We start from the raw sequence: 21,494 nt of genomic DNA on the forward strand, positions 1-21,494 counted from the left end.
GCATGTCCTTATTGAAGCCTCTGGACAAGACTGAACGGGTAGAGACGGAGGCGGTCGAGGAAGGCCGTCTCGAGTTCATGGCGTTCGCCACCGATACCGAGTCCGAGAAACTGATAGGGATTGTGGCGCAACAGCTTCTGATCCAGCACCCTCATATTGAACGTGGAGATATTTCCACGGCTATAGAGACAGTAGAGCGGACACGTTCGCCACGTTATCTGGTCGTGGACCTATCGAATTCCGAAAGTCCCATGGAGGAGATCAATAACCTGGCCGATATATGCGAGCCGGGTGTGAAGGTGGTTGCCATTGGCGACCAGAATGATGTGGGGCTGTATCGAAACCTCATGCGCGCCGGTGTCAGCGATTACCTGTTGAAACCGCTCGATTCCAGCGCTTTGCACAAGGCACTCGTGAATTCCGCGGAAGAAAGCGAAGGCAAGATTGGCAACACACTGGCGCACTTGACGGTCTTCATGGGCGTGCGCGGTGGTGTCGGCACTTCGACAGTTGCTTCGAACATCGCCTACCACAGTGCTACGCAGAACAATCTGCGTACAGCATTGTTGGATCTGGATCTTCAGACAGGTGTTTCTTCCTTGCTGTTGGATACCGATCCTGTGGCGGGATTGCTGGAAACTCTGGAAGATCCCCGCAGAACAGACAATCAAGTCTTTGAACGACTGGCAAGCAAGCTCGAGGACAAGCTGTTCCTTTTCGGTAGCGAGGCAGCTGTCGAGGGAGGGCTCCCGGTTAGTTTCCGCGGCTTGGAACCGTTTCTGAAGGAGGTGCGACAGCATTGCCACCTCGTTACCGCCGACGTGCCACGGCATATGTTTTCCACGTGCTCCCACCTGCTTCGCTCGGCCTCGACAGTGGTGTTGGTAACGGACCTGAGCCTTGCCGGCCTCCGTGACACTGCCCGCTATGCACGGGCGCTCGAGAACATGCAGTATTCCGGGGAGATACTGATGCTCGCAAACAAGGTGAATGAGGTGCATAGCGACCGTATCAAGGAAAAGGACATCAAGGAGCAGTTGGGGCGCAGTCTCGATCTCAAGGTTTCCTTCGACATGAAGGCCTGCAGTGAAGCGGAGTTCAATGGAAGGCCCTTGATCTCCGGGACACGCACGATTTCCAGGGAACTGAGGGCCGTTGCCAACCGCGTCAGTGGTCGCAGCCGTTTCGTGAAAAGAAGCGCTTCACTCCTGGGCCGGCTGATGAGGAGATAGATTGAAAGATGTTTGGCCGGCGCAAGAATGAGCGGGAGCATATCGCCGACACGCGGCAGCGGACATCGTTTCCGGATGTTGATGCGATAGCGGATCCGATTTCACTCGATAGAGTAAGCGGGGAAGTAGGGGGACAGGGTGGCCCCGCTCAGTCCTCCTATGGAATGTTCTCCTCCGATCCGCACAGAGTGGATGAGCCTGATACGAATGCCCAGGTGGAGCAGGTCACCATCGAAGGCCGTCACTCCACACGATTGAAAGACGTAAGGGAGAGCATCGGGAAAAAGATATACCAATCCATAGATTTCGATGCCGCCGTCAAGCTCGACAGGGAGGAACTGTCTCACGAGGTTGCCAAACTGGTGGCAGAGATCTCATTGGTGGACGGTTATCGACTTACGGCGGCAGAACAAAAGGAGGTGGCGAGCGCTTTGGTCGATGACATGATCGGCCTGGGCCCCCTGGAGGATCTGCTGGAAGACGAGTCTGTAACTGACATCATGGTGAACGGTCCCTCGCAGGTTTACGTCGAGCGCAATGGAAAACTTGCCATGACCTCGGTCACCTTTCGTGACACGGCTCATGTGACAGCAATCGCTCAGAGAATAGCCCACGGTATTGGGCGCCACGTCGATGAATCCAGCCCGATGGTGGATGCACGCCTGGCGGATGGCAGTCGCGTCAACATCATCCTCCCCCCCTTGGCCGTTGATGGCTGCTCAATTTCCATACGCAAGTTTGCGCGGAGAAAGATCACCCTGGAAGACATGATCCGTCAGGAGAATGTCTCCGAAAAGTTGGCGAAACTTCTGCAAGTCGCGGCGGCCTGTCGTCTCAACATAATTGTCTCGGGCGGGACAGGTTCCGGCAAGACCACGTTGCTCAATGCCCTTTCCCGATTGATAGATCCGCGCGAACGTATCGTGACGATCGAGGATGCCGCCGAGATCCAGCTCCAGCAACCGCATGTCGTGCGCCTTGAAACGCGACCTCCGAATATCGAGGGACGGGGGGCGGTCACCATGCGCGCACTGCTCAAGAATTCGCTGCGTATGCGCCCTGATCGAATCATTGTGGGTGAGGTTCGCGGTGAAGAGACCCTGGATATGCTCCAGGCCATGAACACGGGGCATGACGGTTCCATGTCCACCGTACATGCAAACTCGGCGCAGGATGCTTTGAGCCGTATAGAGAACATGGTCCTCTCTTCCGGAGTAGAGCTGCCCAGCCGTGCCATTCGTACACAGATTGCAAGTGCCGTCGATATCATTATCCAGATTGAACGCATGCGTGATGGCAAGAGGCGGGTCACGAATGTCTCGGAGCTGTTGGGTATTGAGGGTGACGTTATCCTTCTGCAGGAACTTTTCCGCTTCCAGTACGAGGGAGAGGGAAGGGACGGCCAGCTATTGGGACGATTCATTTCCAGCGGGGTGCGGCCGAATTTCATCGAGCAGGCCAGTTATTACGGCCAGGAAGAGGCCATGCTGTGGGCGATGGCATGAATGCACCGGTCCTGATAGCTGCAATCGGATCGCTCGGAACCTTGGGCGTTTTCATCCTGCTGGCGTTTGTTTGGCAATTACTGAGCCTGCCCGAACGACGCCGTCGCCAGCGTCGTTTGGCGATGATTGGCGGTGTCGAACAGTCCGATGAGGCACAGTCCGATATGTCGCATTCGACAGCGCAGGGCGGCATCAAGCGGCAGGGCAGGTCCGCTCTTATCGAACGTGCCGAATCGCTGCTCTTCGAGTTCGTGCCACGCGTCTCCCAACTATCCAGGAAGCTGGAAAAAGCGGGGCTCACGATGTCTGCGCCAGCCTACTTCAGCCTGGTTCTGACGCTGATCACCATCCTGTACCTGGTTCTATGGCAGTTGCTGCCGCTTCCTATAGTCTCCGTGCTTTTGCTGTCCATCTCCGTGGGGTATGGGCTGCCGCATCTTGTCGTGGCACAGCTATCCGCACGTCGCCAGAAGATGATCCTGGCACAACTGCCCGACGTTCTGGATATGCTCGTGCGCTCCATCAGGGCAGGACTGCCACTGACCCAGAGCCTCCTGGAGGTTGGCAGGCAGGTGGACGATCCGCTTGGACTTGAATTGAGATCTATTGCTCGCCAGGCGAAGTTGGGCGTGCCATTGGAAGAGGCCCTGGTTGCGGTTGCGGATAAAGTGGACATACAGGAATTCCACTTCCTGGTGACAAGCCTGGCCCTGCAACAGAAAACAGGCGGGAGCTTGTCGGAAACTCTTGGCAACCTGTCGGACCTCTTGCGTCAACGCCATCAGGTTCGGAAGAAAGTAAAGGCACTGTCGTCGGAAGCGCGTAGCTCCGCATATCTGATAGGGGCCCTGCCGGTGGTCCTGTTGGGAGGGTTGACCCTGCTCAATCCGGAATATCTTCGGCCTCTTCTGGATACTGAGGTCGGAAACCTGCTGCTGGTTCTGGGAGGCGTGGGAATTCTGAGTGGAGCCTTCGTCATGTGGCGCATGATGCGGTTCGATATATGAGCGGACAAGCCGATGCCTGACAGTGTAACACTCGCCGTGGTCGTCAGCTCTATAACCGCATTCATAGCGGTGGTGAGTACCTGTTACCTTTTGCTGCGCTTCGAGCGGCGCAAGAGACTCATACGCGTGCTGGGTCGCCATCAGGAGGACCGGCGGGCGTGGGGTCGAACTGAAGCTCGTTCGAGAAAGCGGAAACGCCATTGGAGTCCGTTAAAGGCGATTGCCCTTCTCGGCCAGCATATCCAACGCGTCAGACTGGTGGGAAACGACCAGTCCGAGAAAATACGCATGACGCTTGTGCAGGCAGGTTACCGATCTCGCGAAGCCTTCATCATTTATCTTGCCCTCAAACTACTGCTCCCCATTTTTGGGGCCGTGATTGCTTTGACGATCATCCTGAGCAGCGAAGGCCTGGGAGAAAACCTGCTGTACAGCTTCGTCGGCGTCGCCGGAACGGCACTGATCCTCTCCTACTTACCTGATCTTTTGCTCAGAAAGATAACGGAATCCCGACGCCAGAAGCTGCGCAAGGGCCTGCCGGATGCCCTCGACCTGTTGGTGGTATGCGCTGAAGCAGGCTTAGGCCTGGATGCCGCCTTGAAGAAGGCCGCTGAAGACTTCGTCAAGACCAACCCGGTAACAGCCGATGAACTGGCGCTTCTGAATGCGGAACTGGTTTTCTACCAGAGCCGGGAGGAAGCGCTGGCGAATTTCTCGAAACGCATCAACATCCCCCTTGCAACGAGCGTGGTTCTGACCCTCACTCAGGCAGAGAGATACGGTACCCCCCTGTCAAAGGCCCTGCGGACTCTGGCAGCGGAATTCCGGCGCGAGCGACTGACAGCAGCTGAACAGAAGGCCGGACGTTTGCCGGCCATCATGACACTGCCTTTGGTGGCGTTCATTCTCCCGGCACTGTTTATCGTCATCCTGGGGCCGGCAATCCTGAGTGCTTTGAACCTGATGCCTTAACACGGGTTGTTTCAGGCTATTCATGAGGGCTAGCGAGGCGGATCAAAGTATGAGCCAATCGCCTGGTTCATCTTTGCCTTTTCTTCTTCGTTCAATCCGCTCTCATACTGACGTGGAATGAAATCGCTGGCAGAGCCATTCTGAAGGCCGCGAACAAAACGATAGAACTCCATGTTGTTCGCAACGTCCGCATTGGAGAGGTCTGTGCCCGCCATTTGCTGTGCCTCCTGGTCGGAGCCAGAGAGGCCATACACCAAGGCCAGGTTCTGACGATGCTTGGAAGTGGCGGAGGGTTCGTTGACGACATCCTCAAGAATGGCAATGGCATCGTTAAACTCACCTCCCAAGGCCAGGGAGAGGGAGTAGTTCGTCAGCACGGACAGGTTCCGGGGAGAGAGGTTCAGGGCCTTCAGATAGTACTCCTGTGCACTCTCGTGATTCTTGGCCAAATCCGCTGATACCCCCAAGCCATTGTAGATACGCCAGTTTTCCGGTTGATCCTTGCGCACCTCTTCCAGGAGAGCACGTGCCTCGGGGGCTTGTTCGAGCATGAGGTGAATCCGGGCCATACCCAGTTTGGCACCAATTGAGTTGGGGGCGAGATTCAGGGCGTTCCGATAAGCTTCGGTTGCCTGGTCCAGAAGGCGCGCCGTGACCATGGTATCCCCAAGCCCGATCCAGGGAGTGGGGCTCCTTGGGTCTTTCCTGCTGGCATCACGAAAAAGTTTCATGGCCAGGGAAAGGTCACCTGAGCTGGCGCTGGCGCTCGCTATACGCACGAGCTGTTGGGAAGACATACCCTTTGCATTCGGTGTTTCCAGGTTGGATCCGGAAACCGGTCGTTCATAGCGACTCTCCCCGACACCGCATCCTGCCAACCCCAGTAGCAGCAAAACAGGAAGAGCTCGAAGACAACGAATTGCGAAGGTTCTCATGTAACGACCCTTTCCGGGCAGGATTCAATATCGGAATGGGCCAGTTATAGCGACAGTACGGTTAATTTTTGGTTCATCGCGTTTTGGATAAGAGTGATGCACTTGGTTTGAGGGGGACTTTTCCCTGATCACAGGTCTTGTACATGATACCCTCGTGATTGCCGGAGCTCGCGCGGTCAGGGTCCTGCTGGCATGGAGCCTTGCTAGGGTGCAATCGTGGTCAGCCGCCCAGAGCGAGGGCGGAAGAACGAATGCCTGTGAACCAAACGTTCGCTGAACAAGAAACCGGGAAAGATTGGTTGATAAGCAAAAACCGCTTCGCTTGCGATCAAGTTTTCATACTCACTTTCCACGAGTTCGGAGGCGACAAGGGTTTCCGTCTGTTCTGCCACGCGACTGTTGTGAGCAAGACTGCCATGATCTCTGACCCAGTTAACAGACAGGCCTTCTTCGGGGTCGTTTGAGATTGAGACTACAAAGACGCGATAATCGTCTTCCTCTATCTGTAGCCGCTCGTCGAGTTGAGAGGTCAACTCAAAAATATCGCTTAGATGGCTTTCGCTGATTACCGCTTGGCGGGCTGTAATGTCCCCGATGCTCGCAACGGTGCGTTCCACCTTGATTGAGAAGCGATAGAGATTGAAAGTTTCAAAACCACCCATAATCATAAGAAGTAGGACTGGCGCCATTAAGGCAAATTCAACTGCAGAAACACCCCGTATCTCACCAAAGAAGTGTTTTATATATTTCAGAACTTCTTCAGTATAATTCATTCTATTGGTCATATTGCTCGTTCTTCACCACAATGCGTGCGGATAAATCCAGAACTCCATCGGTGAAGAAGTTATGGAATAGCGGTGTCATGACCGACCAGGGATAGTGCAGTTCGTAAACAGTAATGCTTCCGGGGTCGCCTGCGCCTGCCAATCCAGACTCCTCATCCCATTGACCATTCCCGTTCAGGTCAGTGTAGGTATCTCCAGGATCGTATTCGCCGCTGCCGTTTCTGTCCTCGTAGGGTTCAGCCTTGCCTATCTCCCGGAACTCGTTGTAACTGATGATGTCGACAGCTAGTTTGTCGGGATCCACGAAATCCGGAAGGGACTTGGCGGCAGCTTCAAGAATCCCGTTTTCCCTTTCTTCTGAACTGATTGCGGAGCCTTGGCCTGTCATTCCATAGCGCGCTGCTTGGTGTGCAGACCCTTCCAGTCCCGAACTGATCAACATGATCAGGCCAAGTTCGAGGATTGCCAGCACCATGAAGACAAGGAGCCCGGCCACGAGTGCGAACTCGACGGCTGCTGCACCTTCATTCCGCTGCCAGTAGCGATGCCACAAGACATGGATTCGATGATGATTTGTCAGGCTCATTTTTGAATGACCGGGAATAGCCATTCATGGGAATGGCAGACGCCTGTAATTATGGGGCAAGCCATTGGCTTATCCTGAAGGCAAAAAGCTCACTTTCAGGACAAGGATAGGAGGAAAACCCTTAAAATAGGGCTAATGTAGCCGGGGAATTCTTGAGAGCAGTCCAGGACATGGGCCACTGGCTCTCAAGGCAAACGTTCGTATTCCACCTTGTTGCCTTTGTAGCGGAATACAAGACGAACGAGGTTCTGGCTTTCCTTGTCGTACCAAAGGCGTGCCTGAATATCGCCTTTCATCTCCCAGCTATCGGTCTGGAAACGTCCGGCTGGCGTGTTGATCGTTTCCTCGCCGTGTTGGATGACCTCTATATCCGATGGGACATCTGAGGGGCGTCCCTTGTGAGGACGTATCAGGACTGGCGCGCGCAAGGCATCTGGATTCCAGCCTGTGGCGGGCAAAGCCGCCGCCGGTAGCACGTGATCCCGGTCACCATCGTCATTCAGATGGATTTCACCGTTCTCGCCACGGCGCGCGGTGATATGACGAACCTTCTCGTCGTAATAGCCATTGGTATTGGTAATGTTGAGTTCGACGAGTTCCCCATTTTCCAGGATTTCCTCGGTTTCCTGTCTGACGCGCGTGATCACGATCGGTCCAATCTGAATTGTCGCCTCGCCCTTCTGGTGGGCAATCACACGATCACCCTTCCGTTCGACGCGCAAGTGGTGCTCGCCGACAGGAAAGCCGTTCAGGCGGATCCTGAATTCTGCATCGTCCAGAACCTGGGCATTGGCGGCGCCTGCAGTCGTCAGGCCTGCCATGAAGACGATCAGGCAGAGTGTCGGGATGAAAGGGAAACGTCTATGCCTATACATAGCCCTTCAAATAGGAAGGGAATTTGTCGCCATGAAGGCATGATGTGGGCTGTGCCAACAAATGACTCAGCCCAGACACGGCAGGACCATTGAGTAATGGCGATGGCATTCAGTTGCTTGAAACGGGCGCGATCACGTCCTTGCCAACCTGAGGGCGCAGAACCTCGGGAACACGGACCGTCCCGTCGGCCTGTTGATAGTTCTCCAGGATGGCGATCAGGGCCCGGCTGATCGCGATGGCCGTGCCGTTCAGGGTATGCAGGAATCCAGCCACCTTGCTGTCCTCTCCACGATAGCGGATGTTCAGGCGTCGTGCCTGGTAATCGGTGCAATTGCTGGTGCTGGTGATTTCGCCGAATTCTCCGCCGTCGCCCCGTCCGGGCATCCAGGCTTCCAGGTCATACTTCCGGTAAGCTGCGGCCCCCAGGTCTCCGGTCGCATTCTCGATGACGCGGTAGGGAATGCCCAGGCCATCGAAGATCTGCTTTTCCAGGTCCAGCATCCGGTCATGCATCTTCGGGCTTTCCTCGGGCAGGGTAAAGGCGAACATCTCAACCTTCGTGAACTGGTGCACGCGATAGAGGCCCCGCGATGCCCGGCCGTATGCGCCCGCTTCCGTACGGAAGCAATGGCTGATGCCACAAAGCTTGATGGGCAATCGTTCCGGGGCAAGGATTTCGCCGGCGTGAAGCCCTGCCAGTGTGATTTCCGAGGTGGCGATCAGGCTGAGATCGGTGTCGGCAATGCTGTAGATCTGGGTCTCCGGGCCGCGCGGAACATAACCTGTTCCCTGCATGACCTCGTTGCGGGCCAGGTCCGGGGTCGTGATCGGTGCGAAACCATCCTTCATCAGGATGCCAAGGGCATAGTTCTGCAACGCCAGGTCCAGCAGAACAGCATCATTCTTCAGGAAGTAGAAGCCATGTCCGGTGACCTTGCTGCCGGCCTCCATGTCGATCAGATCCAGGCGCTCGCCGATTTCCAGATGGTCCTGCGCCTTGAAGTCGAAATCCGGCAGGGGCGTGCGTCCACGCTCGAATTCCACATTGTCGGCATCGGAGGCCCCGATCGGGGCGGCCGGATGGCTCATGTTGGGAATGATGGACTGGAGAGACTCCAGTTCCTCGGACACGCTCTGAAGCTCTTCCTCGACCTCGTTACGCCGATTGCGAAGCGCCTTGCCGCGGTCGATCAGCTCCTGCCGTTCGTCGGCATCCTTGGCCCCCTTGATGGACTTGGCGGTGGCGTTGGATTCCTGGTTCAAACCGTCAAGCTCTTGCTGCAGCTTGCGCCGTCTGTCGTTGAGTTCCACGAGCCGGTCGAGATCGACCTCTATGCCACGATTGATGCAGTTGCTGCGGACGGCTTCCAGGTTTTCCAGGATATATTTTCTATCCAGCAAGAGAGGTCCCCATGATCAGCGAGTCAGAGTCTGTGCCAAAGGCCAGGCGAGGGGTGAAAGCCGTTTTCATCCCTGCACGGCGATGCTAGTTGACGACACAGGAACAAGCCCTGCGTCAACAGGAAAGTTGCATGGCGTAAGGTACAGATGTATTCCGCTCGCGAAAGCCCGTTTTTCTCCGCGCCCATACCTTGACCTTGCCTTATTGCCTGACAAGAGTGCCGCCATGTCACAGACAGACAGGAAATCCGCCTCAAGTACATCTTCCAGTCCGAAATCGGGAAGTGAGGATCGCCAGGCTCGCCTGGCTTCGGCTCTGCGCGCGAACCTGAAGAAGCGCAAGGCGCAGGTACGTTCACGTAAGGCGAACGAGGATGATGCGCAAAACAAGGAAGAATGAGGCTTCGTCATCTCCAGGCGGCAATAAGTGAACACGGCAAGGATTGAATGGACAAGATCAAGATTACCGGCGGTGTCCCCTTGAAGGGGACAATCCGTATCAGCGGATCCAAGAATGCCGCGCTTCCGCTCATGGCGGCCAGCCTTCTTACATCCGAAACCCTGCGCTTGGACAATGTTCCACAGTTGGCTGACATTCGAACCATGTGCGAACTGCTTGACCTGCTGGGCGTAAGCATCGAGGACAATCGCGTCAGTGATGGATCTGGTGACCTTGCCTTTGCCGCGAACAGCCTGACGTCCACGGTTGCCCCCTATGACCTGGTCCGCAAGATGCGCGCCTCTGTCCTGGTTCTCGGGCCGCTGCTGGCACGTCTGGGGCACGCGGAAGTCTCTCTGCCTGGGGGTTGTGCCATTGGAACACGTCCCGTTGATCTGCACCTGTCCGGGTTGGAGGCCATGGGCGCCGAGATCGAGTTGGCTGAGGGCTACATCAAGGCGCGTGCCCCCAAGGGATTGAAAGGGGCTGAAGTCTTGTTCTCCAATGTCTCCGTAGGGGCCACGGAGAACCTGATGATGGCCGCGGCACTTGCGGAAGGGGAAACCCGACTGGTCAATGCGGCTCGTGAGCCGGAAATCGTGGATCTGGCCAACTGCCTTGTGTCCATGGGGGCGCAGCTTGAGGGTGCCGGTAGTGATGTCATCACCATCAAAGGGGTGCCATCACTCAATGGTGCCCGCCACAGTGTCATACCGGACCGCATCGAAACCGGAACCTTCGTCATGGCGGCCGCGATAAGTGACGGCGACCTGCAGTTGGAGGGCGCGCGCCCGGATCATCTTGAAAAGCCCTTCCAGGTGCTTCGACAGGCGGGTGTCGCGATCGAGCCCAACGACAAGGGCCTGCGGGTCTATCGCGCCAATGGCCCCCTGCAGGGAACCGATATCATGACCGAGGCCTTTCCCGGCTTCGCCACCGATCTCCAGGCCCAGTTCATGGCCTTGATGGCCACGGCAGAAGGGGCCTCGATGATTACGGAGACGATTTTCGAGAATCGCTTCATGCATGTGCCGGAACTGACACGTATGGGGGCCGACATTACGGTTCATGGAGCCTCTGCGCTTGTGCGGGGCCAGAAGAGGCTAAAAGCGGCGCCAGTCATGGCCACGGACCTGAGAGCCTCTGTTTCTCTTGTCCTGGCAGCACTTGCTGCAGAGGGAGAAACAGAGCTCAATCGCGTCTATCATCTGGACCGTGGGTATGAGCGGATCGAGGAAAAATTGGCGACCTGCGGAGCAAGCATAGCCAGAAGCAAGGAGGATATATCCTCATGACGGATTCAACGGCGTTGAAGCTGCGTGCACGTGATGCAACTGACATGGATGTAATTGCGTCCTGCCTGCAGGATTCGCTCGTGCCGGTACGGGACATCGCCTTCATGAAGAGGGAAAAACGCTTTGTCATGGTTCTGAACCGCTTCAAGTGGGAAGAACTGGAGGAAGCGGAAGCCATGGGGCGCGCCTTGCATAAATTGCAGGCCGAGGATGACTTGCAGGGCGAAGACCTGCCAGAAGTGGATGCGGGGCTGGATACAGATGCCAAGGACGCCAGTTTCGAGGATGCTGAGGCCCGTCCCGTGTATCACCGGACCCACGCCGGCCTGGTCTTCGACAAGGTGCGGGGTGTGTCGACGCGCAACATCGATTTGCAGGATAAGGCCCACTTCCTGAACCTGCTGACCATTGCGACCTGGCCGAAGGAAATCATCCTCTATTTCTCGCAAGGTGGCGAAATCCGCCTGCAAGTCTCCGAAGTCCGCTGCCACATGAAGGATCTGGGCGAACCCTGGCCAACTTTCGCGCGGCCGGAGCATGCGCTGGACGCAGAACCGGAAGCCCGCTAAACCTTCGGTGTTCTCGAGCATTCCTGGGTCAATCTGAAAAAGGCCCTATTCTCCAAAGCCGACGGGAGAAGGCGCAGTGCCTCAAACCCAACCGCTTGTTCTGGCTGTTCCGAAAGGGCGCATTCTCAAGGAGCTTGTGCCTTTGCTGGAGGCTGTGGGTATCGTACCAGAAGAAGCGTTTTCCGATGATTCTTCGCGCCAGTTGCGGTTCCGTACCAACCTGCCTGAGATAGAGGTCGTGCGGGTTCGGTCCTTTGATGTGGCGACTTTTGTGGCCTTTGGTGCGGCCCATTTGGGAGTGGCGGGTAATGACGTTCTCATGGAGTTCGATTATCCGGAAATCTATGCGCCCGTTGACCTGGCCATCGGCCATTGTCGCCTGTCTGTCGCTGAACCTCAAAGCTTGCAGAAAAGCGATGATCCGGCCCGCTGGAGCCATATTCGCGTTGCCACGAAATACCCTTCGGTTACACGTGAACATTTTGCTGCCCGCGGGGTTCAGGCAGAATGCATCAAGCTGAACGGTGCCATGGAGCTGGCGCCGGCTCTGGGACTGTGTCGGCGCATTGTGGATCTGGTGTCCACAGGAAGCACACTGGCGGCGAATGATCTGGTGGAAGTGGAAACCATAGCTGAAGTGACCTCCAAGCTGATCGTGAACAGGGCTGCCCTCAAGACGCGCCCGAAAGCGCTGAATGGATGGATCGACAGATTTCGCGAGGCTGTAGATGCCGTATGAACTCGACACCTCCCGAACCTCGTTCGAGAGTGATTTCAATAGCTTTCTGCAGGCGCGCCGGGATTCCGAAGAGGCTGTGGATGAGACGGTGAAGGACATCATTGCGCGTGTTCGTCGCGAGGGGGACACCGCCCTGATCCAACTGACCGAACAACTTGACAGGGTAACCCTGACAGCCAGCAGCTTGCGCTTCGGCACGGCCGAGATCGATGAGGCCGAAAGTCTTTGCGAGACTGAAACACTCGAGGCTCTGGCCGTCGCGACCGAGCGTATCACGGACTATCATCGGCGACAGAGACCCGAGGATCTCTGTTATGAGGATGCGCTCGGGGTGCGTCTGGGGCATCGCTGGACTGCCATGGAAGCAGCTGGCATCTACGTTCCAGGAGGCACAGCATCCTATCCCTCTTCCGTCCTGATGAACGCAATACCCGCAAAGGTCGCCGGTGTGGAGCGGGTTGCCATGGCCGTGCCAACCCCGGAGGGTCGCATCAACCCGTTGGTTCTCGTGGCGGCGCGCATGGCGGGTGTGGACGAGATCTATCGCATGGGTGGTGCCCAGGCAGTGGCTGCGCTGGCATACGGGACCGAGACTGTTGCCCCGGTGGACAAGATTACCGGACCCGGCAATGCCTATGTGGCCTCGGCCAAGCGTCAGGTTTTCGGCCAGGTGGGAATCGACATGATTGCCGGGCCCTCAGAGATATTGGTGATCGCGGATGGCCAGAACGATCCGGCCTGGATTGCTGCGGATCTACTCAGTCAGGCGGAGCATGATACGTCGGCCCAGTCGATCCTGATTTCAGACGATTCGACATTCCTGGAAGCGGTGCAGCAACAGATCGATGTTCATCTTCAGCGTTTGCCGCGCAGTGAGATTGCCAGTCAGAGCTGGCGCCAGCATGGCGCCCTGATCAAGGTCGAGGACCTGGAGGAGGCGCCAGGACTGGTGGATCGGGTCGCACCTGAGCATCTGGAGTTGGCGGTTGCAGATCCGGACGGCATGGCGAAGAAAATTCGCCATGCCGGCGCAATCTTTCTGGGCCGGCATACACCCGAAGCGCTTGGGGATTACCTGGCTGGTCCCAACCATGTTCTCCCCACCGGGCGCTCTGCACGCTTCTCCTCTGGTCTCTCCGTGCTGGATTTCATGAAGCGCAGTTCCCTGATCCAGGCGACGGAGGAGTCATTGCGCAGCATTGCACCGCCAGCCATGGCATTGGCCCATGCCGAAGGACTGGATGCGCATGCACTCTCGCTTGCCATTCGTCTGGGGCGGGACGAACAGGGCAACTGAAGCCATGATCGACCACCGCATCGTCAACATTACACTCGACGAGCGGATGGGAGCTCGGCGCACTCCTGAAGTCGAACACGAACGTGCCGTCGCGATCTATGATTTGCTGGAAGACAATCACTTCGCGCCTCACGGGGATTTTGTCGGACCTTTTGTCCTGCATCTTGGCATCATGGAGAACACGCGGCTTGTGTTCGAGGTCTACGATCGTACGGCAAGTGAACAACTCTGCAGTATCGTTCTGCCGCTGGTGCCTTTCAGGAAGCTGGTCAAGGACTATTTCCTGGTTTGTGAAAGCTACTACGAGGCCATTCGCACAGCCAGTCCCTCTCAGATCGAGGCCATAGACATGGGACGACGCGGCCTGCACAACGAGGGTGCGGAGTTGCTGCGTGAGCGCCTGAGCGGAAAGGTCGAGGTGGATCACGATACGTCACGGCGCCTGTTCACGCTGCTTTGTGTCCTGCATGTGCGCGGGTGAGGGGCTATGGCTGCCGATCTTCCAGGAGCCGTACTTTTCGCCTGTACGGAAAATTCCATTCGCTCCCCAATTGCCGAAGCGATCCTGAAGCACCTGCTGGGACACAAGATTTATGTGGATTCCGCCGGAATTCGGGCCGGGGAAGTGGATGGGTTTGCCATTGCCGTTCTGGACGAGATGGGGATCGATCTCTCACGCCATCGAAGCAAAACCTTCGATGATCTGCAGGACAGTTCCTTCGACTTGATCGTGTCACTGTCGCCGGAAGCCCAGCATGCTGCCATCGAAATGACCCGAACCATGGCCTGCGATGTGGAGTTCTGGAACACCTTCGATCCCTCCCTGACCGAAGGCAATCGTGAAATCCAGCTCCAGGCCTATCGGGACGTACGCGACCAGCTTATGGAACGCATCAGGGCGCGTTTCCCGGAAGACCTGAAACCTGAGGTTTGAAGCCCTTTCCGGCCGGTTTCATCAGTTCTGGTTGAAGCGGCCTCCTGGCCGATACCGATCCAGGTAGGTTGGGATAATGACTTCGGCCGAATGTTTTTCGATGCCAAGGTCTTCCAGTGTCAGAGCGTCCTTCGAGACGATATTGTCGTTTTTCAGAAGTTCGACCTGATCGGCGGTTATGGGCGCAAATGGCAGCAACTGCGCAACACTGCCCATGATCTTGGCCATGCCAAAGGGAACCGGGACAAGCAGGCGCTTGCGCCGGATTGTCTTGAGCATCAGCTCCATCAGTTCCTTGAAGCTGTAGGTCCTGGGGCCGCCAAGCTCGTAGGTTTTGCCGTGGCACTTGGTGTCCTGCAGGGTCTGGACGGCTGCATCAGCCACATCCCCGACATAAACAGGCTGAAACTTGGTGTGACCGCCGCCAATCAATGGCAGGAAGGGTGACATGCGCGACATGACCGCAAAGCGGTTGAAGAAATCGTCTTCGGGGCCGAATACGACGGACGGCCTTAGAATGACCGCATCTGGCAAGGCACTTCGAACGGCTTCCTCGCCTGCCGCCTTGGAGCGCGCATATTCCGAGGTGGAGTCTTTGTCTGCCCCGATGGCGGAAAGTTGTACGAAAGATGTGATTCCCAGGCTGGCGGCGGTTTCCGCAATCTTCCGTGCCCCTTCGTTTTGCAGGTTTGCGAAGCTCTGGCTGCCACTTTCCTGCATGATGCCGACAAGGTTTATTGCGGCGTCCGCCCCTTCCAGGGCTGTACGAATAGCAGAGGGGTTGTTCAGGTCGCATGGGATCGGAACGATTTGTCCGACATTCCCCAGGGGTTTCAGGAACTGGGCACGCTGAGGCCTGCGGACGGCAACACGGATTGTCCAGCCCTCATCGGCCAGACGCTCAACTATGTAGCGCCCGATGAACCCCGAGCCGCCGAAGATCGTCACTGTACCCTGTTGCATCAAGTCCTCCTGCACCCTTTACTTCAACCGGCCGCCCTGCCGATTGGCTGCTACTCGAGTCGCGCGGTTATATAGCATTTCTGCTCCGCAAAGTTGACACCTGCCGGGCGGGCAGTATCTTTGCGCATACACGCCCAAGCCATACGCTTACACGTTCCTGTTGGAAAGCCGATCTTGACTGTCACCCTGCATCTTAACGATTTACCCGAGGATTTCGAGGCCACTGGCGATAGCCTGGCTGTTGACTGCGAGACCATGGGGTTGAATCTGCAACGCGACCGCCTTTGCCTCCTACAGCTTTCAACCGGTGACGGCACGGCCCATCTCGTCCAGTTTCGTGACAGCTATGAAGCGCCCAGACTGAAGACGCTGCTGGCCGACAGGAGCATCACGAAGCTGTTTCATTTCGGGCGCTTCGACATTGCGGCCATAGAGCGTTATCTCGGCGTTTCCTGCGATCCCGTCTATTGCACCAAGATCGCCTCGAAGCTGGTGCGTACCTTTACGGATCGTCACGGCCTGAAAGACCTTTGCGGCGAACTCCTGAATGTAACGATTTCGAAGCAGCAGCAGTCGTCCGACTGGGGCGCGTCAGAACTGAGTGAAGAGCAGCTGCGCTATGCTGCCTCCGATGTTCTGTACCTTCATGCGCTGCGCGAGCGCCTGGATGTCATGCTGGCCCGGGAAAACAGACAGGAGCTTGCCCAGGCCTGTTTCAACTTTCTTCCCCAGCGCGCACGCCTGGATCTGGCCGGTTGGAACGAGGTCGATATCTTCGCTCACTAGTCCAGCGAGCCGCACTTCTCCGCTGCGACGATAGGCCGGTCTTACCGTTGCCGTTTTTTTCTGCTTTAAAGCACTGGGTTTCTATATCATCTGCCCATGTATTATTAGGTTGCTGCCGGATACTCTGGCGCACTCGTAAACACAGGACCGCAGTTTCGACATGGATGCACAGGCAAATTACAAGGCCCAGACTGCAAAGACCCCTGAACAGAACGATATCCGGGCTGCGCGCCGGGCACTCGCCACGGAGAGCGAGGGGCTCACGGCATTGTCGGATTCCCTTGGCGCGGAATTCATCGAAGCCCTGGACCGCCTGGAAAGGGTCGAAGGACGGGTCATCGTCACGGGCATGGGAAAGAGTGGCCACATAGGCTGCAAGATTGCCGCAACCTTGGCGTCGACGGGGACACCCTCTCAGTTCGTCCATCCAGCTGAGGCCAGCCACGGTGATCTAGGCATGGTGGCCAGGGGCGACGCCATCATTGCCCTGTCCAACTCAGGGAACACGCCCGAACTGGCCGCAATCGTTTCCTATAGCCGGCGCTTCAATATTCCCCTGATTGCCATAACCAGTCGTCGGAAAAGCGTTCTGGGTGAGGCGGCGGACACGGTCCTGTTGCTGCCTCCGGTGGATGAAGCCTGCCCCATGGGGCTGGCGCCCACGACCTCGACAACAATGGCTCTGGCGCTTGGGGATGCACTGGCAATTGCCCTGCTGGAACGGCGCGGCTTTTCGCCGGAGGATTTTCAGGTCTTTCATCCAGGCGGGTCTTTGGGAAAGAAGCTTGTACGGGTCTCCGATATCATGCATGGCCCAGGTGAATTGCCGCTTTGCCAACCGGAAAGCTCCATGAAGGAAGCCATCATCACGATGAGCGCCATGACCTTTGGCTGTGTCGGCGTGGTGGATGAAGCCGGTGAACTGATTGGCATCATTACCGATGGTGACTTGCGGCGCCATATCGACTCCAACCTTCTGGAACAGTCGGCAGGCGACGTCATGACCGCGGGGCCCCTGACAATCCGTGCCGGCGCCCTGGCTGTCGAGGCCTTGCGGTTGATGCATGCTCACAAGATTACCAGTCTTTTCGTTGTGGAAGAAGGTAGGCCCATTGGTTTCCTTCGCATGCACGACCTGTTGCGTGAAGGTGTCGCCTGAGCCGAGATGAAGACAAATAACAGTGAAGAGGACCGCAAGGTAAGACCACCGACCGCTCATTCCCGAAACAGGAAGGTGATGGGGTGGTTGCGGGTGATTCTTCCGACTGTTGCCGTGTTGTCCATCGGTCTGGTCTTCTTTTGGCCCCAGATCCAGGAGAAATCCGGTGATTTTGGCCTGAAGAGCAGCGACAGGCGCGATTCCGAGACATCTGCCTCACGTTTGATCGGCCCCAGGTTTGAAGGAGTCGACCAAAAGGGGCGACCCTATAACCTAACGGCCAACACCGCCAACTACGCTTCGGGAAGCAAGCGTTATGTCAAGCTGGATAATCCCAAGGGGGATCTGTTCGAACAGGATGGCAGCTGGGTTCGCCTGACCGCATTGTCGGGAATGTACGACCGCCAGGCCGAGGACATGGACCTGCAGGGCAACGTGAACCTGAGCAATGATGAAGGTTTCGAGATCATGACATCATCGGCCTACTTGGAGCTGTCACAGGGCCGGGCGGAAGGCCACGAACCCGTGAACGGGCTTGGGCCAGGCGGTCATATAATCTCCCAGGGCTTCCGGCTGGAGGATGAAGGCCGAGTGATATACTTTACCGGAGAAAGCAAGCTGACTCTCTTTGACGAAAAGAAACAAGAAGAGAGCAGTACAACGCCGGAACAGGGGGGGGACCAAGAACAATGAGCTTACGGCTTTTCCTGGCAGGAGGCCTGCTGGCTTCGGCCATGTTGCTTACGAGCTTTGCTGCGGCGCAGGAAATGAATGTCGAGCAAGGCGATTCAACAATACAGGTCAGGGCAAGCGACGGTATCGAATGGCATCGCGATCGACAGGTCTATATCGCCATCGGCGATGCCGTGGCCGTGCGCGAGGACCTGACGGTCTATGCTGATCGGCTGCTGGCCCACTATCGCAGCGAGGAAGACCGGGAAGACATATACAAGGTCGAGGCTGTCGGCCAGGTGCGGATTGTCACGGAGAATGACGAAGAGATATTCGGTGACCATGCCATTTATCTTCTGGAAGAGGGAGCCTTGGAGGTTACCGGTGACGACCTGCTGTATGAGAGTGCCGAAGAGAAGGTTACGGCAGAGGACAGCCTGGAATATTACGAGAATGCTGAAGCAGAAGGCCCCATGGCCATTGCCCGCGGCAATGCGTTCGTTGACCGTGCAAACGGGGACCAGATTCGCGGTGATGTCATAACGGCCCGATTCCGGGAAAACGACGCCGGCGATTCAGAGATGTACGAGACTGAATCGGTGGGCAATGTCGAGGTTGAGAACGATAGAGTATTCGCCAGCGGCAATCAGGGCATATATTATGCACATGATGAGACCGCGACTCTGGAAGGCAATGTGAAGATCACGCGCGGCAACAACCAACTCAACGGAGATCGCGCCGAGATCGATTTACGCTCTGGCGTCAGCCGCCTTCTGTCCACTGAGGGCCAGGGTGTAAGTGGTTTGATCTCGCCCAACGACGATGAAGACTCCGGATCCACCGGGGACAGCAGCAACGCCCCGGAAAGCCAATGAACGATTCAGGCAAGGTCGTCGACGCAACGCAGGAGATAGCGCGGCTGGTTCCCCAGCACAGGGGGCTGGAGGCCGTCAGCATCGGCAAGAGCTTCAACAAGCGTGTTGTCCTCAAAGACATCTCTATCCGCCTGCGCCGCGGTGAGGCGGTAGGTTTGCTTGGGCCCAACGGTGCGGGCAAGACGACGTCCTTCTACATCATCACGGGGCTGCTTGCCCCGGATACGGGTTATATTGCGCTGGACGGCGAGGATATAACCGACCTGCCCATGTACCGCAGGGCCAGGCTGGGCATTGGCTATCTGCCGCAGGAAGCATCGATCTTTCGTGGTTTGAGCGTGGAGGAGAACATCCGCGCCGTCCTGGAAGTCGTGGAGAAGGACAGGGCGCGTCAGCGGCAGTTACTGGAATCCCTCTTGGACGAGTTTTCCATCACGCACCTGCGACGTTCCCCTGCAGTCTCTCTTTCAGGCGGCGAGCGGCGGCGTTGCGAAATAGCCAGAGCACTGGCTGCACAGCCGCAATTCATCCTGCTTGACGAACCGCTTGCCGGCATTGATCCGATCGCTGTGAATGATATTCGTGAATTGGTGATTCATCTGAAGGACAGGGGCATCGGCGTCCTGATTACCGATCACAACGTTCGCGAGACACTGGAGATCGTTGACCGTGCCTATATCATCCATGATGGACGTGTGCTGATGGAGGGTGCTCCGTCCGAGATCGTCGCCCACGAAGAGGTGCGGCGCGTTTACCTGGGTGAAAGGTTCAGCCTTTAGGCTTTCTGCTATGGCTGTCTCTCAGCGACTAGAGCTGCGTCAGTCCCAATCGCTTGTCATGACGCCGCAATTGCAGCAGGCGATCAAACTGCTGCAATTCTCCAGCCAGGAGTTGGCTGAGTTCGTCGAGCGCGAACTTGAGCAGAATCCCTTGCTGGAGCGTCGGGAAGGTGATGAGGACCAGGCATCTGTCGGGGGCATCGATGCGCCCGCCAGGGGGGCTGTTGCCGGTCGTGAAGAGGCGGCCGATGCAGGGGACTCCGCTTCCGAAAATGAAGCTGACAGCTTTGACCACTCGCTGTCGGACGAATTGTCTTCTGCTGGCGATGGACCATTGGATGCAGTCTACGAGTATGACGACAACAGCCCTTCGGACGATTGGGAAGCAGCCGACAACTGGTCGCACTCCACGGCAGGTTCGAACAGCGGTGGAGGGTTCGAGGACGAGGGCCGCGGATTGGACGAAAGCCTGGCTGCGGAACGCTCTTTTCGAGAAACTCTGCTCGACCAGGTTCATCTGACTCTTGCCGCGCCCGAGGATCAGCTGATTGCCTCCTTTCTTGTTGATGGTCTGGATGATGCCGGATATCTGCAGGTCGATTTGAACGAGGCGACTGAACAGTTGGGCTGCAGTCGGGAGAAGCTGGAAGCCGTCTTGCTGATTCTTCAGGGATTCGAGCCGGCTGGACTCTTTGCTCGTGACCTCAAGGAATGCCTGAAACTGCAGCTGCTTGACCAGGATCGCTTTGATCCGGCCATGGAGGCACTTCTCGATAACCTGGAGCTTCTGGCCGGTCACGATTACCGGAAACTGCAACAACTTTGTGGCGTGGACGAAGAAGATTTTTCCGAGATGCTGGCAGAGTTGCGCCGCCTGAATCCGAAGCCGGCCTTGCTACACAATACCAGGCCGGCTGAACCGGTGGTCCCCGATATCCTGATGCGCCTGCGACCCGATGGAAGCTGGCATTTGGAGCTTAATCCCGAGACGTTGCCGCGCGTACTCGTCAATCGAGCCGATTACAACAGGATCGTCACACGGTGTCGGGATCGTCAGGAGAAGGATTTCGTGAATGAACAGTTTCAGGCAGCGAACTGGCTTGTCCGTTCCCTTCATCAACGTGCGAACACGATTCTGCGGGTAAGTGAGGAGATTGTAAGACAGCAGGACGGATTTTTCCGCAAGGGAATATCGCATCTGAAGCCTCTGGTGTTGAGAACCGTCGCGGAAGCCGTCGAAATGCATGAATCGACGATCAGCCGTGTCACCAGTAATAAGTACATTGCCACGCCGCGTGGCATATTCGAGCTGCGGTACTTCTTCACGACCTCGATATCTGGAACCGCTGGAAGTGAGCATTCTTCCGAGGCTGTGCGTCACAGGATACGCTCGTTGATCTATGCGGAATCACCCAAGGCAATCCTCAGTGATGATGCAATCGTTGCCGCCCTGCGCGGTGAGAACATTGATATAGCCCGAAGAACAGTTGCCAAGTATCGGGAATCCATGAATATTCCGTCCTCTGTTCAGCGCAGGAAAGAAAAGGCTAGAAGCCATCGATAGGCGTGCATAACCTTCTATCTTGCAGTAAGGGGGGGGCTTCCGATATAGTCAGGGAAGGGCCTGTGAAGGGTGGTTTGGTTGCTATTGACTTACCGGCAGGCCACACATATGGTCCGCGCGCTCT

The 21,494-nt window shown here is 56.8% G+C and carries 23 protein-coding genes; 17 read left to right on the top strand and 6 right to left on the bottom strand.

The window, feature by feature from the left end; all coding sequences use genetic code 11:
- Nucleotides 1-2 precede the first annotated feature (2 nt).
- The 4 genes from G502_RS0115795 (at nt 3) to G502_RS20735 (ending at nt 4,716) form a co-directional block, all read left to right on the top strand.
- Nucleotides 3-1,232 carry a CpaE/TadZ family protein gene (locus G502_RS0115795; protein WP_022729652.1) on the top strand — a complete coding sequence of 410 codons (1,230 nt, stop codon included), beginning with the start codon at nt 3-5 and terminating at the stop codon, nt 1,230-1,232.
- A gap of 8 nt (nt 1,233-1,240) precedes the next feature.
- The gene (locus G502_RS20725) at nt 1,241-2,737 is read left to right on the top strand and encodes a TadA family conjugal transfer-associated ATPase (protein ID WP_245560781.1); all 1,497 of its coding nucleotides are present in this window, start codon (nt 1,241-1,243) and stop codon (nt 2,735-2,737) included.
- Nucleotides 2,734-3,744, top strand: a complete 1,011-nt coding sequence (locus G502_RS21645) for a type II secretion system F family protein (RefSeq protein ID WP_155957880.1) — start codon at nt 2,734-2,736, stop codon at nt 3,742-3,744. The genes G502_RS20725 and G502_RS21645 overlap by 4 nt, the downstream gene beginning before the upstream one ends.
- A gap of 90 nt (nt 3,745-3,834) precedes the next feature.
- Nucleotides 3,835-4,716: a type II secretion system F family protein gene (locus G502_RS20735; RefSeq protein WP_162140998.1), complete on the top strand. Its 882-nt coding sequence runs from the start codon at nt 3,835-3,837 to the stop codon at nt 4,714-4,716.
- 29 nt (nt 4,717-4,745) lie between these two features.
- Here G502_RS20735 and G502_RS21650 read toward each other — a convergent pair whose 3' ends face one another.
- The 5 genes from G502_RS21650 to serS all read right to left on the bottom strand — a co-directional run bounded on the left by G502_RS21650 (nt 4,746) and on the right by serS (nt 9,299).
- Complete coding sequence (locus G502_RS21650; protein WP_081649844.1) at nt 4,746-5,651, bottom strand: tetratricopeptide repeat protein; 906 nt, start codon at nt 5,649-5,651, stop codon at nt 4,746-4,748.
- A gap of 203 nt (nt 5,652-5,854) precedes the next feature.
- On the bottom strand, nt 5,855-6,436 hold the full coding sequence (locus tag G502_RS0115820; RefSeq protein WP_081649845.1) for a TadE/TadG family type IV pilus assembly protein: 582 nt from the start codon (nt 6,434-6,436) through the stop codon (nt 5,855-5,857).
- Complete coding sequence (locus G502_RS21655) at nt 6,426-7,022, bottom strand: TadE/TadG family type IV pilus assembly protein (RefSeq protein ID WP_022729658.1); 597 nt, start codon at nt 7,020-7,022, stop codon at nt 6,426-6,428. Before G502_RS21655 ends, G502_RS0115820 begins: the two co-directional genes overlap by 11 nt.
- Nucleotides 7,023-7,207: 185 nt before the next feature.
- Nucleotides 7,208-7,897 (bottom strand): DUF6134 family protein, encoded by a 690-nt coding sequence (locus G502_RS0115830; RefSeq protein WP_026989575.1) that lies wholly within the window; start codon nt 7,895-7,897, stop codon nt 7,208-7,210.
- 109 nt (nt 7,898-8,006) lie between these two features.
- Complete coding sequence (gene serS / locus G502_RS0115835) at nt 8,007-9,299, bottom strand: serine--tRNA ligase (RefSeq protein ID WP_022729660.1); 1,293 nt, start codon at nt 9,297-9,299, stop codon at nt 8,007-8,009.
- Between the two features lie 226 nt (nt 9,300-9,525).
- Here serS and G502_RS22470 point away from each other — a divergent pair, with 226 nt between their 5' ends.
- The 7 genes from G502_RS22470 to G502_RS0115870 all read left to right on the top strand — a co-directional run bounded on the left by G502_RS22470 (nt 9,526) and on the right by G502_RS0115870 (nt 14,572).
- The gene (locus tag G502_RS22470) at nt 9,526-9,699 is read left to right on the top strand and encodes a hypothetical protein (protein WP_022729661.1); all 174 of its coding nucleotides are present in this window, start codon (nt 9,526-9,528) and stop codon (nt 9,697-9,699) included.
- 47 nt (nt 9,700-9,746) lie between these two features.
- On the top strand, nt 9,747-11,033 hold the full coding sequence (murA, locus tag G502_RS0115845) for a UDP-N-acetylglucosamine 1-carboxyvinyltransferase (protein WP_022729662.1): 1,287 nt from the start codon (nt 9,747-9,749) through the stop codon (nt 11,031-11,033).
- Nucleotides 11,030-11,602 carry a DUF2948 family protein gene (locus G502_RS21660; RefSeq protein WP_022729663.1) on the top strand — a complete coding sequence of 191 codons (573 nt, stop codon included), beginning with the start codon at nt 11,030-11,032 and terminating at the stop codon, nt 11,600-11,602. Before murA ends, G502_RS21660 begins: the two co-directional genes overlap by 4 nt.
- A gap of 76 nt (nt 11,603-11,678) precedes the next feature.
- Nucleotides 11,679-12,341, top strand: a complete 663-nt coding sequence (hisG, locus tag G502_RS0115855) for an ATP phosphoribosyltransferase (RefSeq protein WP_022729664.1) — start codon at nt 11,679-11,681, stop codon at nt 12,339-12,341.
- On the top strand, nt 12,331-13,638 hold the full coding sequence (gene hisD / locus G502_RS0115860) for a histidinol dehydrogenase (protein ID WP_022729665.1): 1,308 nt from the start codon (nt 12,331-12,333) through the stop codon (nt 13,636-13,638). The genes hisG and hisD overlap by 11 nt, the downstream gene beginning before the upstream one ends.
- 4 nt (nt 13,639-13,642) lie before the next feature.
- Nucleotides 13,643-14,119, top strand: coding sequence for a UPF0262 family protein (locus G502_RS0115865; protein ID WP_022729666.1), 477 nt, complete (start codon nt 13,643-13,645; stop codon nt 14,117-14,119).
- Nucleotides 14,120-14,125: 6 nt separating this feature from the next.
- Entirely contained in the window at nt 14,126-14,572 is a 447-nt protein-coding gene (locus G502_RS0115870) for an arsenate-mycothiol transferase ArsC (RefSeq protein WP_022729667.1), read from the top strand.
- 21 nt (nt 14,573-14,593) lie between these two features.
- On the opposite strand, the gene G502_RS0115875 is transcribed toward G502_RS0115870, so the two are convergent.
- The gene (locus G502_RS0115875; RefSeq protein WP_022729668.1) at nt 14,594-15,535 is read right to left on the bottom strand and encodes a complex I NDUFA9 subunit family protein; all 942 of its coding nucleotides are present in this window, start codon (nt 15,533-15,535) and stop codon (nt 14,594-14,596) included.
- A gap of 174 nt (nt 15,536-15,709) precedes the next feature.
- On the opposite strand from G502_RS0115875, the gene G502_RS0115880 reads away from it, so the two are divergent.
- The 6 genes from G502_RS0115880 to rpoN all read left to right on the top strand — a co-directional run bounded on the left by G502_RS0115880 (nt 15,710) and on the right by rpoN (nt 21,370).
- Complete coding sequence (locus G502_RS0115880) at nt 15,710-16,321, top strand: ribonuclease D (RefSeq protein WP_022729669.1); 612 nt, start codon at nt 15,710-15,712, stop codon at nt 16,319-16,321.
- A 160-nt stretch (nt 16,322-16,481) separates the two neighbouring features.
- Complete coding sequence (locus G502_RS0115885; RefSeq protein WP_022729670.1) at nt 16,482-17,480, top strand: KpsF/GutQ family sugar-phosphate isomerase; 999 nt, start codon at nt 16,482-16,484, stop codon at nt 17,478-17,480.
- 6 nt (nt 17,481-17,486) lie between these two features.
- Entirely contained in the window at nt 17,487-18,173 is a 687-nt protein-coding gene (gene lptC / locus G502_RS20760) for an LPS export ABC transporter periplasmic protein LptC (RefSeq protein ID WP_022729671.1), read from the top strand.
- Nucleotides 18,170-19,027, top strand: coding sequence for an LptA/OstA family protein (locus G502_RS20765; protein ID WP_022729672.1), 858 nt, complete (start codon nt 18,170-18,172; stop codon nt 19,025-19,027). Before lptC ends, G502_RS20765 begins: the two co-directional genes overlap by 4 nt.
- Nucleotides 19,024-19,806: an LPS export ABC transporter ATP-binding protein gene (lptB, locus tag G502_RS0115900; protein WP_022729673.1), complete on the top strand. Its 783-nt coding sequence runs from the start codon at nt 19,024-19,026 to the stop codon at nt 19,804-19,806. The genes G502_RS20765 and lptB overlap by 4 nt, the downstream gene beginning before the upstream one ends.
- Nucleotides 19,807-19,816: 10 nt before the next feature.
- Nucleotides 19,817-21,370, top strand: coding sequence for an RNA polymerase factor sigma-54 (gene rpoN, locus G502_RS0115905; protein ID WP_022729674.1), 1,554 nt, complete (start codon nt 19,817-19,819; stop codon nt 21,368-21,370).
- Nucleotides 21,371-21,494 lie beyond the last annotated feature (124 nt).

Source organism: Fodinicurvata sediminis DSM 21159, assembly GCF_000420625.1.
Taxonomy (GTDB): domain Bacteria; phylum Pseudomonadota; class Alphaproteobacteria; order Kiloniellales; family DSM-21159; genus Fodinicurvata; species Fodinicurvata sediminis.

Excerpts from the sequence above, each read along its gene's own strand:
- G502_RS0115820 (WP_081649845.1), bottom strand. The coding sequence starts at position 6,436 with ATGACCAATAGAATGAATTATACTGAAGAAGTTCTGAAATATATAAAA.
- hisD (WP_022729665.1), top strand. The coding sequence starts at position 12,331 with ATGCCGTATGAACTCGACACCTCCCGAACCTCGTTCGAGAGTGATTTC.
- G502_RS0115875 (WP_022729668.1), bottom strand. The coding sequence starts at position 15,535 with ATGCAACAGGGTACAGTGACGATCTTCGGCGGCTCGGGGTTCATCGGG.
- murA (WP_022729662.1), top strand. The coding sequence starts at position 9,747 with ATGGACAAGATCAAGATTACCGGCGGTGTCCCCTTGAAGGGGACAATC.
- G502_RS21645 (WP_155957880.1), top strand. The coding sequence starts at position 2,734 with ATGAATGCACCGGTCCTGATAGCTGCAATCGGATCGCTCGGAACCTTG.
- G502_RS0115870 (WP_022729667.1), top strand. The coding sequence starts at position 14,126 with ATGGCTGCCGATCTTCCAGGAGCCGTACTTTTCGCCTGTACGGAAAAT.
- lptC (WP_022729671.1), top strand. The coding sequence starts at position 17,487 with ATGAAGACAAATAACAGTGAAGAGGACCGCAAGGTAAGACCACCGACC.
- G502_RS22470 (WP_022729661.1), top strand. The coding sequence starts at position 9,526 with ATGTCACAGACAGACAGGAAATCCGCCTCAAGTACATCTTCCAGTCCG.
- G502_RS21650 (WP_081649844.1), bottom strand. The coding sequence starts at position 5,651 with ATGAGAACCTTCGCAATTCGTTGTCTTCGAGCTCTTCCTGTTTTGCTG.
- G502_RS0115885 (WP_022729670.1), top strand. The coding sequence starts at position 16,482 with ATGGATGCACAGGCAAATTACAAGGCCCAGACTGCAAAGACCCCTGAA.
- G502_RS0115865 (WP_022729666.1), top strand. The coding sequence starts at position 13,643 with ATGATCGACCACCGCATCGTCAACATTACACTCGACGAGCGGATGGGA.
- G502_RS0115795 (WP_022729652.1), top strand. The coding sequence starts at position 3 with ATGTCCTTATTGAAGCCTCTGGACAAGACTGAACGGGTAGAGACGGAG.
- G502_RS20725 (WP_245560781.1), top strand. The coding sequence starts at position 1,241 with ATGTTTGGCCGGCGCAAGAATGAGCGGGAGCATATCGCCGACACGCGG.
- G502_RS21660 (WP_022729663.1), top strand. The coding sequence starts at position 11,030 with ATGACGGATTCAACGGCGTTGAAGCTGCGTGCACGTGATGCAACTGAC.
- rpoN (WP_022729674.1), top strand. The coding sequence starts at position 19,817 with ATGGCTGTCTCTCAGCGACTAGAGCTGCGTCAGTCCCAATCGCTTGTC.
- G502_RS21655 (WP_022729658.1), bottom strand. The coding sequence starts at position 7,022 with ATGAGCCTGACAAATCATCATCGAATCCATGTCTTGTGGCATCGCTAC.
- G502_RS0115830 (WP_026989575.1), bottom strand. The coding sequence starts at position 7,897 with ATGTATAGGCATAGACGTTTCCCTTTCATCCCGACACTCTGCCTGATC.
- G502_RS20765 (WP_022729672.1), top strand. The coding sequence starts at position 18,170 with ATGAGCTTACGGCTTTTCCTGGCAGGAGGCCTGCTGGCTTCGGCCATG.
- lptB (WP_022729673.1), top strand. The coding sequence starts at position 19,024 with ATGAACGATTCAGGCAAGGTCGTCGACGCAACGCAGGAGATAGCGCGG.